The organism is Pararhodobacter sp., assembly GCF_034676075.1.
Lineage (GTDB): Bacteria > Pseudomonadota > Alphaproteobacteria > Rhodobacterales > Rhodobacteraceae > Pararhodobacter.
In genome coordinates this window covers 1-13588 of the sequence record NZ_JAUCCQ010000107.1, presented here as the reverse complement: position 1 = coordinate 13588, position 13588 = coordinate 1, and the positions used below count along the sequence as shown (strand labels likewise).

The 13588-nt window shown below is 69.6% G+C and carries 15 protein-coding genes; 12 read left to right on the top strand and 3 right to left on the bottom strand.

What is annotated here, in order from left to right:
• From VDQ18_RS18925 to VDQ18_RS18915, 3 genes are all read left to right on the top strand, one after another.
• Positions 1–702: S1 RNA-binding domain-containing protein (locus VDQ18_RS18925; protein WP_323022461.1), on the top strand; the 702-nt coding region annotated here is incomplete at its 5' end.
• Positions 703–764: 62 nt separating this feature from the next.
• Entirely contained in the window at positions 765–1622 is an 858-nt protein-coding gene (locus VDQ18_RS18920; RefSeq protein ID WP_323022460.1) for a glycosyltransferase family 2 protein, read from the top strand.
• Positions 1619–2362: an FkbM family methyltransferase gene (locus VDQ18_RS18915; RefSeq protein ID WP_323022459.1), complete on the top strand. Its 744-nt coding sequence runs from the start codon at positions 1619–1621 to the stop codon at positions 2360–2362. The genes VDQ18_RS18920 and VDQ18_RS18915 overlap by 4 nt, the downstream gene beginning before the upstream one ends.
• A 47-nt stretch (positions 2363–2409) precedes the next feature.
• On the opposite strand, the gene VDQ18_RS18910 is transcribed toward VDQ18_RS18915, so the two are convergent.
• Entirely contained in the window at positions 2410–3468 is a 1059-nt protein-coding gene (locus VDQ18_RS18910; protein WP_323022458.1) for an aspartate-semialdehyde dehydrogenase, read from the bottom strand.
• 267 nt (positions 3469–3735) lie between these two features.
• On the bottom strand, positions 3736–5274 hold the full coding sequence (locus tag VDQ18_RS18905; protein ID WP_323022457.1) for a hypothetical protein: 1539 nt from the start codon (positions 5272–5274) through the stop codon (positions 3736–3738).
• A 144-nt stretch (positions 5275–5418) separates the two neighbouring features.
• On the opposite strand from VDQ18_RS18905, the gene VDQ18_RS18900 reads away from it, so the two are divergent.
• From VDQ18_RS18900 to VDQ18_RS18865, 8 genes are all read left to right on the top strand, one after another.
• Positions 5419–6186 carry an SDR family oxidoreductase gene (locus VDQ18_RS18900; RefSeq protein ID WP_323022456.1) on the top strand — a complete coding sequence of 256 codons (768 nt, stop codon included), beginning with the start codon at positions 5419–5421 and terminating at the stop codon, positions 6184–6186.
• Entirely contained in the window at positions 6183–6809 is a 627-nt protein-coding gene (locus VDQ18_RS18895; RefSeq protein ID WP_323022455.1) for an enoyl-CoA hydratase/isomerase family protein, read from the top strand. Before VDQ18_RS18900 ends, VDQ18_RS18895 begins: the two co-directional genes overlap by 4 nt.
• A 32-nt stretch (positions 6810–6841) precedes the next feature.
• Entirely contained in the window at positions 6842–7195 is a 354-nt protein-coding gene (locus VDQ18_RS18890; protein WP_323022454.1) for a hypothetical protein, read from the top strand.
• A gap of 39 nt (positions 7196–7234) precedes the next feature.
• On the top strand, positions 7235–7723 hold the full coding sequence (locus VDQ18_RS18885) for a copper chaperone PCu(A)C (protein WP_323022453.1): 489 nt from the start codon (positions 7235–7237) through the stop codon (positions 7721–7723).
• 175 nt (positions 7724–7898) lie between these two features.
• Positions 7899–9032 (top strand): hypothetical protein, encoded by a 1134-nt coding sequence (locus VDQ18_RS18880; protein ID WP_323022452.1) that lies wholly within the window; start codon positions 7899–7901, stop codon positions 9030–9032.
• A 57-nt stretch (positions 9033–9089) separates the two neighbouring features.
• A complete protein-coding gene (locus tag VDQ18_RS18875; protein ID WP_323022451.1) occupies positions 9090–9905 on the top strand; it encodes an alpha/beta hydrolase in 816 nt (271 codons plus the stop codon).
• A gap of 59 nt (positions 9906–9964) precedes the next feature.
• Complete coding sequence (locus tag VDQ18_RS18870; RefSeq protein ID WP_323022450.1) at positions 9965–11053, top strand: GTP-binding protein; 1089 nt, start codon at positions 9965–9967, stop codon at positions 11051–11053.
• Between the two features lie 240 nt (positions 11054–11293).
• Positions 11294–11677: a hypothetical protein gene (locus VDQ18_RS18865; RefSeq protein ID WP_323022449.1), complete on the top strand. Its 384-nt coding sequence runs from the start codon at positions 11294–11296 to the stop codon at positions 11675–11677.
• A 12-nt stretch (positions 11678–11689) separates the two neighbouring features.
• Here VDQ18_RS18865 and VDQ18_RS18860 read toward each other — a convergent pair whose 3' ends face one another.
• Entirely contained in the window at positions 11690–12796 is a 1107-nt protein-coding gene (locus VDQ18_RS18860; RefSeq protein ID WP_323022448.1) for a PQQ-dependent sugar dehydrogenase, read from the bottom strand.
• 217 nt (positions 12797–13013) lie between these two features.
• Between VDQ18_RS18860 and VDQ18_RS18855 the strand changes: the two genes are divergently transcribed.
• The gene (locus VDQ18_RS18855) at positions 13014–13529 is read left to right on the top strand and encodes a hypothetical protein (protein WP_323022447.1); all 516 of its coding nucleotides are present in this window, start codon (positions 13014–13016) and stop codon (positions 13527–13529) included.
• The last annotated feature ends 59 nt before the right edge of the window (positions 13530–13588 follow it).

Genomic DNA, 13588 nt, shown 5'->3' with positions numbered 1-13588 from the left:
GCCGTGCTGACCGACATCCTGGGCGACGAGGATCACCTCGGCGACATGGACTTCAAGGTCGCGGGCACCGAGAACGGCATCACCTCGCTGCAAATGGACATCAAGGTTTCGGGGATCACCTTCGAGATCATGGAGAAAGCCCTGGCGCAAGCCAAGGACGGCCGGATGCACATCCTGGGCGAGATGGCGAAATCGCTGACCTCGGCCAATGCCTTCAGCCAGTACGCGCCGAAGATCGAGACGATGACCATCCCGACCGACAAGATCCGTGAAGTGATCGGCTCGGGCGGCAAGGTGATCCGCGAGATCGTCGAAGTCTCGGGCGCCAAGGTCGACATCAACGACGATGGCACCATCAAGATCGCCTCGAACGATCAGGCGGCGATCAAGAAGGCCTATGACATGATCTATTCGATCGTGGCAGAGCCGGAAGTCGGCCAGATCTACACCGGCACCGTGGTGAAGATCGTCGATTTCGGCGCCTTCGTGAACTTCTTCGGCAAGCGCGACGGTCTGGTCCATGTGTCCCAGATCGCCAACAAGCGCCTGAACCACCCGTCCGACCTGCTGAAGGAAGGCCAGGAGGTGAAGGTCAAGCTGCTGGGCTTCGACGATCGCGGCAAGGTCCGTCTGGCCATGAAGATGGTCGACCAGGAAACCGGCGAAGAGATCGCCGAGAAGAAAGACGACAGCGCCGAGTGATCGGTTTAGGCTGCCCCCCGGTGTTACGCCGGGGGGCAGTCGATTTGCGCCGGAGTCGTGCCGTGAGCAGCCGCGTATCCATCGTTACCGTGACCTACAACAGCAGCCGGGTGCTGCCCGACATGCTGGCATCGACGCCGACAGACACGCCGGTTATCCTTGTCGACAATGCCTCCAACGACCGCACGGCGTTGCGGGAGCTCGCGGATCGGCCCAAAGTCACTTTGATCGAGTGCCCGGTGAACATCGGCTTCGGACCAGCCTGCAATCGCGGCGCGGAAGGCGTGGAAACCGAATTCCTGCTGTTCCTGAACCCTGACACGCGCCTCGCCCCCGATGCGCTGGACCAGCTGATTGCCGCCGCCGACGCCCATCCCGAAGCGGTTGCCTTCAACCCCAGGTTCGAGGATGACGCTGGCCACCCTGCCTTCAAGCGCAGCTGCCACCTGTTGCCCCGTCGCCGCTGGATGCCGAAGGGCACCCCGGACAGGGACCGCACCCTGATTGTGCTGTCGGGCGCGGCGCTGATGGTGCGGCGTTCGGCCTTCGAGGCCATCGGCGGGTTCGATCCGGCGATTTTTCTGTTCTTTGAAGACGACGACCTGTCGTTGAGGCTGAGCAGGCTGGGTAGCCTGCGCTTGGTTCGCGCCGCCCTGGTCACGCATAGCGGAGGCGCCGGATCCGCCCCCGATCCGCGGATCGAGGCGTTCAAGTCTTGGCATTTCGGCTGGTCCCGGATCTATGCGTCGCGCAAGCATGGCCGGACGGGCGCCTATGCAAAGACGCTGGTGCGCGCGATCCCGCGCTGCCTGTCGCCGCTCGCCCTTTTGTCACCTGGGCCACGGGCAGAGCGCTGGGGGTATCTCTGCGGGGTCACGGCCGCGCAGTTCGGTCGTCCCCATCTCGGAGCCCTGCGATGAAGTTCCTGAAACGCGAACGCCGCACGGCCATGCTCTGGGTCGCCGAACGCTTGGGCCTCTCAACCGAGGTGTTTTATCCGCATGGCGTCGAGGTTCATGTGCCGAAGGGCTCAGATCTTTCGATGCGCTACAATCTTTTCCGCAAGGTGCCGTATGAGGTTGGCGAGGCGGCCCTGATCCGAAAACACCTGCGCCCCGGGATGGCAGTGATCGAGTTGGGCGGCTGCGTCGGCGTCATCTCGGCCGTCACGCGCTCGGTGATCGGGCCCAAGGCACGGCAGATCGTGGTCGAAGCCGAGGCGGCGCTGGTCCCGGTCTGCCAGGCCAATGCCGCGCGGGCCGCGGTGCCGGGCGCGGCCACGGCGCTGCATGCGGCGGTGGATTATTCCGGCGCTCCCTTCGTGCGTTTCGCCTCTGGCCACAACGCTCATGTCGGCCGTGTCGCCCAGCCGGGCGAGACGGGTCGCAACGTGCCGACGATCACGCTCTCTGCGCTTCTGGCGGATTTCCCGACCGAGGGCGCGGCGGCGCTGATCTGCGACGTCGAGGGCGCCGAGCTGGCGCTCTGCCGGAACGAGGAGGAGGCGCTGCGCCGCTTTTCAGTCATCGTGATGGAGTTGCATCCGGCCGTCTATCCGGCAGGCGAGGCGGATCAGGCCGCGCTGGTGAAGGACCTCGCGGCGGCCGGGTTCACGGCCATCGAGACCATCGGCGACGTGACCTGCTTCCGGCAAGGCTGAGGCCCCGGGATCATCCCGGGGCCTTTTCCGTCAGGTAATGCCGCCCGTCAGAGCAGCGCCTCTGCGATCTGAACCGCGTTGAGCGCGGCGCCTTTCAGCAGCTGGTCGCCGACCACGAACAGCGCCAGCGAGTTGCCCGAGGGGTCGCCCAGATCCTCGCGGATGCGGCCAACCAGGACGGCGTCCTGGCCCGAGGCCTCGACCGGCATCGGGAAATGGTTGCCGACACGGTCATCGACCAGCCGCAGACCGGGGGCCACGCCCAAGAGCTGGCGCGCGCGCTCGACCGAGACGGGGGAGTCGAACTCGATGCTCACCGCCATGCCATGCGCGCGCAGCACCGGCACGCGGATGCAGGTGATGCCGACCGGCAGGTCGGGGCGACCGAGGATGCGGCGGGTTTCGGCCACGACTTTCTCTTCCTCGCCGTTGTAGCCGGTGTCGGGATCGACGGCCGCGTTATGCGAGAAGAAGTTGAAGGCATAGGGATGTGGCAGGACCTTGGGCGTGAAGGGCTGGCCCTCCAGATAGGCGGCGGTCGCCTGGCGCAGTTCCTCCATCGCCGCCGCGCCCGCGCCCGAGGCCGCCTGATAGGTCGCGACATTGAGCCGCCGGATGCGGGACTCCTGCGCCAGCGGCGCCAGCGCAACGGTCAGGATCGCCGCCACGCAATTGGGGTTGGCGATGATGCCGGTATGCGCGGCCATGGCGGCGGCGTTGACCTCGGGCACCACCAGCGGCACCTCGGGCGCCATGCGGAAGGCCGAGGAATTGTCAACGACGATGGCCCCGGCGGCCACGGCGATCGGGCCATATTTGCGCGAGATCGAGGCGCCCGCCGAGAAGAGCGCGAGGTCGACGCCCTGGAAGCTGTGCTCGGTCAGCTCCTGCACCACGACATCGCGGCCGCGGAACGACAGCCGCGTGCCCGCCGAGCGGGCCGAGGCGAGGAGTCGCAGCTCGGCCACCGGGAAGTCGCGGCTGGTCAGGCTTTCCAGGAGTTCAACGCCCACCGCGCCGGTCGCGCCGACGATGGCGACGACGGGGTGGGCCGGCAGGCGGCGGTTCAGCACGGGGGCGGGGGCATCAAGGACTTCGATCGACATCGTCTTCTCCAAGAGAGGACGGGGACCGTTTTCCGTATCGCGCCCCGTCCGGTTTCCGGCGGGGCTTTCGGGGTTCAGTTCGGCCGACCGACCGCGCACACCCGAAGGACCCCCGCCGGAGCGGTGGTTTTCATAGTGCGCTTGAGGGTCGATGCGAAGAACATGGCGCGGCAGGTAGCACCCGCCGCGCCGCAAATCAAGGGGCTTGCTGGGGGCGCCCCGGGGTCGGGTAGGATGGGCACTATTGCCCATCCTACGGGGCCCCGCTCAGAAGGGCAGCGGCGCGCCGTTGACGGTGACGGTGCCGCCGGGCTGCAGCACCACCTCGGATTGCAGGTGATCGTCGCCGACCGGGCGGCTCAGCCCGTTCATCATCATGCGGACGAAGAACAGCTGGTCCTGCGGCACCAGGCCCATGCCCTGCAACCGGGTGAGCAGCCGCTCGCCGCCCACCAGGTCGAACAGGAACCGCCCGTCGGCGTTGGGCCGCGCCTGGCCGATCTGGCCCATCAGCCCGCCGATCAGCGCCACCGCGCCCGAGCCGGTCAGCGCCGAATCGCCGACCTGCAGCCTGAGGTCGTTCAGCGCCACGCTGGACACGTCGAAGGGCGGCGCGTCGCCCTCGCCGAAATCGGGGCCGATTTCGCGCGTGAGCCGCCCCTGGGCGCCCAGATCCAGCGTGACGGTCGCCCGCTCGCCCGCGAACTGGCCCGCACCGACCATGGCCAGCAGTTCGGCCGAGGGTGCCACGTCTTCAAGCGAGATCATGTAGCGCATCGCCTGATCGCCCGGCGTCACCACCAGCGGCAGGCCGAAGGCCATGCTCATCCCCGCCAGCGTCACCGAGCCCGGGATCGGGCCGTAATTGCCCGACATCGACAGCGCCTCGGCAGCGCCGGAGATGTCGACACGGCCGTTCGCCGCCTCGATCACCATCTCGCTGCTGCCACCCTGGGTCTGCATGTTGATCGCCATGCCCTCGACCATCTGGCGCGAGGTCTGGGCCGAGGCGCCCGAGGTGAATTCCAGCCGGGCCGAGAAGCCGCTGTCGAAGGCCCGGCGCAGCGCGCCATCCTCGTCCGACAGCATGTCCAGTTCGGTGCCGGTGAACCGTACCGCGGGCGTGGCCAGCGTACCCATCTGGCTGACGGTCGCCCCTTCGGTCGCGGGATCGGGATAGGTCACGTCATAGCTGACACTGGTCGCCCGCAGCGACAGTTCCGCCGCCCCTTCGCGCGCCGCACGCAGGCTGGCGTCCAGCGCCTGGAACTGGACCGAGACGCTGAGCGGGTCGGCCACCGAGCTGCCCTTGCCACCGGGCAGGGTCACGCTGCCCGGCACCTGCACCAGCGACAGGGTCGGGAAATCCAGGTCCAGCGCGGCGTTGGTCTCGGTCAGGTTGCCGGTGATCGTGCCATCATGGGTGACGGTGAAATGCCGCGTCAGCCCGCCTGCGAACAGGATCGCCAGATCCACCTGCGTCGAGGGCGCCAGCGTGATCATCTCGCCCTGGGGTTCGACCCTGAGCGTGTCCATGCTGATGATCAGGTCATTGGGGTTGGCCGTCGGGAAGATCCGCAGCCCGCTGACGGTCACCGAGGCATCGCCGCCGCTCATGCCGGTGCTGGTCATGGTGAGCCCGGCGCCCGCGGCCATGCTTTGCAGATTGGCCCAGGCTTCGGGGGCGGTCAGGGCGAAGGCCGCGCCCGGCTGGATCGCCGCCAGGCACAGCGCCATCGCCGTCGCGGGCGCCAGAAACCGGGGGGCGGCGCTCCGGGCGGAGGGTCGGAGGGAGATGAACGACATTTCGGGTGAACTCCTTTTCAGCCTTGCGGCGTAACAGGCGCGGATTCTGGCGTGCGCCCCCCGGGCGTCAAGTGAAAAGCCGGTGTACGGGGATGGTCAGGCACGAATCTGCGCGCTACCAAAGGCCGCAAACGGAGGCACAGCATGCAGCATGGCACAGAGCGCGACGCGGCGGTCCGGGGGCGCTCGGTCCTCATCACCGGGGCGAGCCGCGGCATCGGCGCGGCCACTGCGCGCCGTTTTGCCGCGGCCGGGGCCAGGCTGGGGCTGGCCGGGCGCCCCTCGGATGCGCTGGCCGCCATCGCCGAGGAAACGGGCGCCACGCTCATTCCCTGCGACGTGGCCGAGGCCGCTCAGGTCGAGGCCGCTGTGGCGCGGATGGTGGCGCTGCACGGGCGGCTCGATGTGCTGATCAACAACGCCGGGGTCATCGAGCCGATCGCGCTGATCGCCTCGGCCGATGCGGCGGCCTGGGGGCGGCAGATCGACGTCAACCTCAAGGGCGTCTTCCACGGCATGCGCGCGGCACTGCCGGTGATGCAGAAACAGGGCGGCGGCACGATCCTGACCGTGGGATCGGGCGCGGCCTATAACGTGCTCGAGGGCTGGTCGGGCTATTGCGCCTCGAAGGCCGGAGCGATCATGCTGACCCGCGCCGCGCATCTGGAGGCGGGCTCGCGGGTGCGGGTGCTGTCGCTCTCGCCCGGGACGGTGGCGACGGACATGCAGCGGGCGATCAGGGGCTCGGGCATGAACGCGGTCAGCCAGCTGGACTGGCAGACCCATATCCCTGCCGAATGGCCGGCCGAGGCGCTGCTCTGGATGTGCACCGCCGACGCCGACGCCTTCCGCGGCGCCGAGGTTTCCCTGCGCGACGAGGGCATCCGCGCCCGGCTGGGGCTTGCGCGATGATCCGGCGCGAGGATGCGGGCGCGCTGACCATCCTGACGCTGGACCGGCCGGACAAGGCCAATTCGCTGACCCGGGCGATGATGGAACAGCTGGTGTCCGACTTGCGCGACGCCGGTGCAACGCAGCAGGCGGTGATCCTGACCGGCGCGGGCAAGGTCTTTTCCGCGGGCGCCGATCTGGACGAGGCGCGGGCGGGGCTGGCCACGGACGGGATCTGGGAGGAATTGTCCGGCACCATGGCCGCGCTCCCCTGCCTGACCATTGCCGCGCTCAACGGCACGCTGGCGGGCGGGGCTTTCGGCATGGCGCTGGCCTGCGACATCCGGCTGGCGGTGCCCGGCGTGAAATTCTTCTATCCGGTGATGAAGCTGGGCTTCCTGCCGCAGCCCTCGGACCCGGCGCGGCTGGCGGCGCTGATCGGCCCCGGACGGGCACGGATGATCCTGATGGGCGGCGCCCGGGTCGAGGCGCCCGAGGCGCTGGCCTGGGGCCTCGTCGACCGCCTGGTCGAGCCCGAGGCGCTGATGGACGCAGCCCGGGCCCTGACCCAGGACGCCTGCGCTGCGCCCGCGGGTCATGCCGGGCGGATCAAGGCGCTGATCCCGCGCGCTTGGTCGCACTAGCCTTCCGCCCGCCCCGACCCTAGATTGGCCGCATGCGGATCCTGCGCGCCCTGTTCCTGACCTTCCTGGTCGCCACCCTGATCTCGGGCTCGGTGACCATGGCCTCTGCCCGCCATCAGGCGCGGGCGGTGGGCGAGGTGGTGATCTGCACGGGCTATGGGCTGACCACGATCTCGATCGACGAGAACGGCGATCCGGTCAGCGGCGCGGTCATCCTCTGCCCCGACTGCCTGCCCGCCCTGGCGGCGCTGACCGATACCGTGGTCCGCGCGCCCGAGGCGCCGGGCCGGTTGAGCCCGGTGCGCTACGCCCTGCCCCGCATCCCGACGCCCGCGCCGCCCGCGCCGGTCCACAGCCTGACCCGCGGCCCTCCCGTCCCGGTCTGAACTCCCTTCCCTTTCAGACCCTCAAAGACAGGACAGACCATGTTCCGCATTCTACTTCTTGCCGCCCCGGCGGCCCTTCTCTCCCTGCCCGCGCTGGCCTGCGACGGGTTCTCCGTCGAGGGCGGCTATGTCCGCAGCTCGACCGCGATGTCGACCTCGGGCGCCGGGTTCATGACGCTGGTGAACCAGGGGACCAGCGATTGCCGCCTGGTCGGCGCCCGCACCGAGGCCGCGGCCCGGGCCGAGCTGCACACCCACCAGATCGACGCCAATGGCGTGGCCCGGATGATGGAGGTCGAGGAAGGCTTCGCCATCCCCGCCGGCGGCACCCATGCGCTGGAACGCGGCGCCGACCATCTGATGCTGATGGGCCTGACCGCGCCGCTGACCCAGGGGCAGACGGTGGCCGTTACCTTCGTCTTCGAAGACGGCAGCGAGGCCTCGGCCGAGCTGCCGGTGGACAACGAGCGGATGCCGGGCGCGATGGGCGGTGCCATGGGCGGCATGGGGCACAGCCACGGGAATTGAGGGGTTTCACCCTCGGTTCCCTCGGGCAACCAGGGCGGGGGGCTGCTCGCCCCCCGCACCCCCTCGCCAAAGGGGGTTTTCCACCCCCTTTGGAAACCCCCGAGGATATTTTCAGAACAAAGATGATCGGGGCCGGGTTGAGCGCTGGCCCCGGCTTGCCCACATTGAACGAGTCATGGCGCTGTTCGGGAAACCTTCGCTGGATCTGCGCGCGCGTCGGCGACGGCGGGTGGAGCGCGGGATATTGGCGCTGGTGGCGCTGTGTTCGCTGCTCTGGACCGGCTGGTGGCTGCGGGATCTGGCGGCGATGCCGGTTTTCGAGCCCTTGGTGGCGCGGGCGGAATCGCAGCTGGCCGTGGCCTATGACCGGGCGCTGGCCCGCGAGGCGACGCCCGAGGCGCTGATCGCCCGGCTGGAGGCGCGGCTGGACGAGGATCCCCGCGACTGGGTGGTGATCGAGGCGCTGGTCGAACTGGCCGCGGCGCAAGGGATCGCCCTGCCCGAGCCGCTGCTGGACCGGCGCGCGGCGCTCGATGCCGAGGACAATGGCTGGATCGCCAGCGGCATCGATTGCCTGGCCTGCAGCTGGGATCTGCGCGATTGCACGCTGTCGGGCGCGCTGGCCTGCGGCATTGCCGTCAATGTCACCGTGCTGGGCGATCTGGTGGCGCTGACCCGCGAGGGGGCGCATTACGCCGCCGGGGAGCCGGTCGATCAAGTCGATGTCGGCATCGCCTTTGTCGGCATCGCCGCGACCGGGCTCGTGGTCTTCACCGGCGGCACCTCCTATGCGGTGAAGGTGGGCTCGGGCCTTCTGCGCGTCGCGCATCGGATGGGGCGGCTCGCGCCCGATATGATCGCACCCTTCCGCCGCGCCGTGGCCTTCGGCATCGACTGGGCGCGGCTGCCCGCGGTGCGCTCGGCCGACGAGCTGGCCGGGCTGGCGCGGCCCGCGGTGATCCGTCCCGCGGTCGAGGTGGCGCAGGATCTGGGGCGGCTGAACGCCCGGCTCGGCACGCGGCAGGCGCTGCATCTGATGGGCGGGCTGGATACGCCCGCCGATGCCGCGCGGGTCGCCCGGGCCTCGGAGGCGCTGGGGCCGCGGACGCTGGGCGCCTGGGAGATGCTGGGCAAGTCGCGGTTCCTCAGGCTGGGCCTGCGGTTCTCGGACGAGGTGCTGGCGGCGATGGTCGGGATCTTCTCGCTGATGACCTCGGCGCTGGCGCTGCTGGCGCCCCTGGTGGCGCGGCTGGGCCGGGGCGTGGGGCGGCTAGCCCTCAGGGGTGTGCTCCGACTGGTGATCCGCTGAGACTTCCGCGCCGCCCCGGTGCGGGTTAGGCTGCGCGGATCCCAAGGAGCGCCGCCCATGAAAACCCACGCCATCGAGACCGATTTCGGCACCATCGCCGTGCAGGACAATGAGGCCGACGGCCCGGTCCTGCTGCTGGTGCACGGCAATTCCGCCTGCAAGGAGGTCTTCGCGCCCCAATTCGCCGCCCCCGCACTGCAGGGCCTGCGGCTGGTGGCCCCCGACCTGCCCGGCCACGGCCATTCGACCGACGCGCCGGTGCCCGAGGCCGCCTATACCTTCGGCGGCTATGCGGCGATGCTGGAGGCGGTGCAGGCGGCGCTGGGGATCCGGGCGCCCTGGGTCTTCGGCTGGTCGCTGGGCGGGCATGCGGCGCTGGAGATGATCGGCCGGGGCACGCCGGTGGCGGGGCTGATGATCAGCGGCACGCCGCCGGTCGCCCCCTCGGTCGAAAGCTTCATGGCGGCCTTCAACATCGACCCGGCGGCCGAGAACCTGACTGCCAAGCGCAATTTCACCGACGCGGATGCGATGGCCTATGCGCTGCACACCGGCGGCATCGGCGGCGAGGTGGACCCGCATCTGCTGGCCATGGTCCGGCGCACCGACGGGCGGGCGCGGGAGATCATGTTCACCTCGGCCATGACCCAGGGTTTCATCGACGAGCGCGCCGTGGTCGCGGGGCTGGACGCGCCCTTCGCCGTGGCGAACGGGGCGGAAGATGTCTTCCTGCAGCACGGCTATTTCGACGGGCTGGAGGCGCCGACGCTGTGGCGGCACGGGATGCTCAGGGTCGATGGGGCGGGCCACGCGCCCTTCCGGCAGACGCCCCGGGCCTTCAACGCCCTGCTGGCCGAGTTCGTGGGCGCCTGAGCGCATTGCCAAGCGGCGCCCCCGACCCTAGGTGAGGGGCGTCAAACCGGAGATCCGCCATGCCCGCCCCCATCCCCGTGACCCTGCTGACCGGCTTCCTCGGCTCGGGCAAGACCACGCTTCTGAACGCGCTGCTCAAGGATCCGGGCATGGACCGCGCGGCGGTCGTCATCAACGAATTCGGCGAGATCGGGCTGGATCACGACCTGATCGAAAGCTCGACCGAGACGATGGTGCTGATGGCCTCGGGCTGCCTGTGCTGCACCGTCCGAGGCGATCTGGCCGAGACGCTGAACGACCTGCGCGAACGGCGGGACGCGGGCGAAATCGATTTCGACCGGGTGGTGATCGAGACGACCGGCATCGCCGATCCCGCGCCCATCGTGCAGACCCTGGTGATGGATGGCGACCTGTCCTATGACTTCGCGCTGGACGGGGTGCTGGTGACGGCGGATGCGGCGACCGGGGCGCGGACGCTGGACCAGAATTTCGAGGCGGTGCAGCAGGTGGCGATGGCCGACCGGCTGATCCTGACCAAGACCGATCTGGTGACGGCGGCGCAACTGGCCACCTTCGAACAGCGGCTGGCCGCGATCAACCCCGGCGCGCCGCGGCACCGGGCCGAGCACGGGCGGATCGACCCGGCGCTGCTGTTCGGGCTGTCGCCGACGCAGGAGAGCAGCGCGCAGCAGGCGCTGGCCTGGGTCGCGGCGGCGCCGAAGAAGGCCAGCCTGCCGCCCTTGTCGGGGCTGAAGCAGACCGTCCCGGCCGGGCAGTCGCACGGGCTTTTCGCCAGCGGCGCCGGCCAGCGGCCCAGCCATGACGGCCGCGTCACCTCGCAATCCATCGAGATCAACGAGCCGATCTCGCCCATCGTTTTCGACCTCTGGCTCGAAAGCCTGATGAACTCGGCCGCGGCCGACATCCTGCGGCTGAAGGGCGTGGTGCATGTCGAGGGGATGAAGCATCCCTTCGCCCTGCATGGCGTGCAGCATATCTTCCACCCGCCGGTGCCGCTGTCGCATTGGCCCGAGGGCGACCGCACCACGCGCATTGTCGTGATTGGACGCGATCTGCCGCCGGGCTATCTGTCGGACAGTCTGGCCTTCCTGCGGTCGAAGCCGCCGGTCACCGAACACCGGATCTGATCCGGGATCCCGCACCGGGTTCCTGAGTCGGCCTCGCGCCAACCGCCACCCCGGAGCGCCCCGGTTTTGCGCAAGCGTCACCGAAACCGGCCAGAATCCGGGCGATTCGGCGCGCGACCCGGTGTCGCAGCGCGCAGGATTTTGACCGGACCTTGCGCCCGATCATGGTGAGGAGGGGCGCCCGGGTCAGGAATCGGCGCAGCGTCGTTCCGACGAGTTCGTTCAGGCGAGGAGGAAAAAATGTCCAACGAGTATCAGTCCACCGGCGGCTTTGGTCCGCAGATCAGCTTCTGGTGCCACATCTGGCAATCGCAGGTGGAACAGAGCTTTCGCCTCTGGGGCTATTGGGCGCAGTTCATGCCGCGCGACAGCGCCGCGAAACTCGCGGCCGAGGCCGAGGCGCTGAAACCCGTGGTCCGCACCACGCCGTCGCGCGCCCGCCCAACCACGCCGAAAACCGCCAGATCGGCGCCGAAGCCGAACGAAGTAACGCCCGCCGCCCGCCCGGTCCTGGCCCTTGCGGCCGAGACGCCCGCTCCCCGGACCACCCCGGCCAAGAAGGCGCCCCGCACCCCGGTCGAGGGCAAGGCCAAACCCGCCCCCGGCAAGCCCGTGGTGCATTGAGCCCGGCGCGGCCTAGTCGGCCGTGAGCCGCATGAGCCGCCCGTCGACATCGTCCTCGATGAGCCAGACAGCGCCATCGGGGGCCACGGCGACATCGCGGATCCGCGCTTCCATGTAATAGCGCGCGGTTTCGTTCGGGACGCCGTTCTCGAACTGCACCACGACCAGCGCCTGGCTGGCCAGCCCGCCGATCAGCGCCGCGCCCTCCCACTCGGGGAACATGGCGCCGCTGTAGAAGCTGAGCCCGGCGGGGGCGATCACCGGCGTCCACCAGAGCGCGGGCGCGTGCAGATCGGGGCGGGTGACGTGATCGGGAATGTCCGAGCCGCCGTAGTTGCGGCCGTTCGAGACCAGCGGCCAGCCGTAATTCCCGCCGCGTTCGATCAGGTTCATCTCATCCCCGCCGCGCGGGCCCATCTCATGCTCCCAGAGCCGCCCGTCGGGGGCGAAGGCCAGCCCATAGGGGTTGCGGTGCCCGGTGGTCCAGGTCAGCGCCCGCACCCCGCCCTCGCCCGCCATCGGATTGTCGGCGGGAGTGCTGCCATCGAGATGCAGGCGCAGGATCTTGCCGCGCGGATCGTCGGGATCGGGCAGGCGGTCATGCTCGGTCCGGTCGCCCACGGCCAGGAACAGGTACTCGCCGGAGGGATCGAAGGCGATCTGCGCCCCGGGATGGCCGCCGCCGCCGGGCGGGTCCTGCCGCCAGAGCTCGGTCACCTCCTCCAGCGCGGGCGCATCGGTGAGCCGCGCGCGCACCAGCGTCAGCGCGTTCCCGTTCCGGCCGGGCGCGGTATAGGTCAGATAGACCAGACCCGAGGTGTCGAAATCCGGCGCCAGCGCCACGTCCAGAAGCCCGTTCTGGCCCTGCGCATGCGGTTCGGGCGCATTGACGACCTCGGTCAGGTCGCCCTGCTGCGTGACCAGGAACAGGCCGCCGGGGCGCTGCGTCACCAGCATCCGCCCGTCCGGCAGAAAGGCCATGGCCCAGGGCGATTCCAGCCGCGCGACCTCGGTCACCGAGAAGGGCGGGGTGGCATCCGGCCGTTCGCCGATCTGGCGGTTCTGGGCCTGGGCGGGCTGGGCGAGAAGAGCAAGCGCAAAGAGCAGGGGAAGAGCCATCAGGAGGGTCCGTCATTGAGGGCGGGCGATCGGGCGGTTCCCCCCAAAGATAGGGATTTCCGCGGCCGAAAGAACCGGGGCGCGCTGACATTCGCGTCAGCCACCCTTGAAGGCACGCGAATCCCGGCGTCCGGCCGGGTGAATCGCGCGCAAGACCCTTGACCTTGGCGCCGCACCGGCCACCATTCCCGCATCCCTTTCGAACGCCCGGATTGCCGTGACCTATCGCTTCAGCCTGCTGCTCGCCGCCGCCCTCTCGGCCTCTCCCGCCCTTGCCAACCCCACCGACAGCGCCGAGACCAGCGCCTTCTACGGCTCGGCCCGCAACTGGATGATCGAGGCGCTCAGCGTCGACGGGGTCTTCACCGGCTGCCGGGCGACGATCCCCCTGCAGGCGGCCGGGCCGCTGCTGCTGGAACGCAGCTATATGGGCTATGGCGATTGGGCGATGTTCCTGCCGACCTCGCAGGCGCCGAGCCCGGTCTATGGCCACCAGCTGCCCGCCCGGTTCGGCGTGGACCAGCAGGAAGTGCCGACCGAGGTGCGGATCTATCCCGGCGGCTGGGCCGCAATGCCGGTCGACGAGGCGATGCTGCAGCAGATCATGGACGGCAACATCCTGACCGCCGAGCTGCAGGGCGAGGACCCGCGGCAATGGATCCTGAACGGATCGACCGCGGCGCTGGATCTGGCCCAGGAATGCTACGAACGACAGGGAACCGCCTGGCGCTGACCCGGGGCGAGGGGTTTCGCCCTCGTTGCCCGCTGCCGCGGACGCCTCGGGCGACCAGG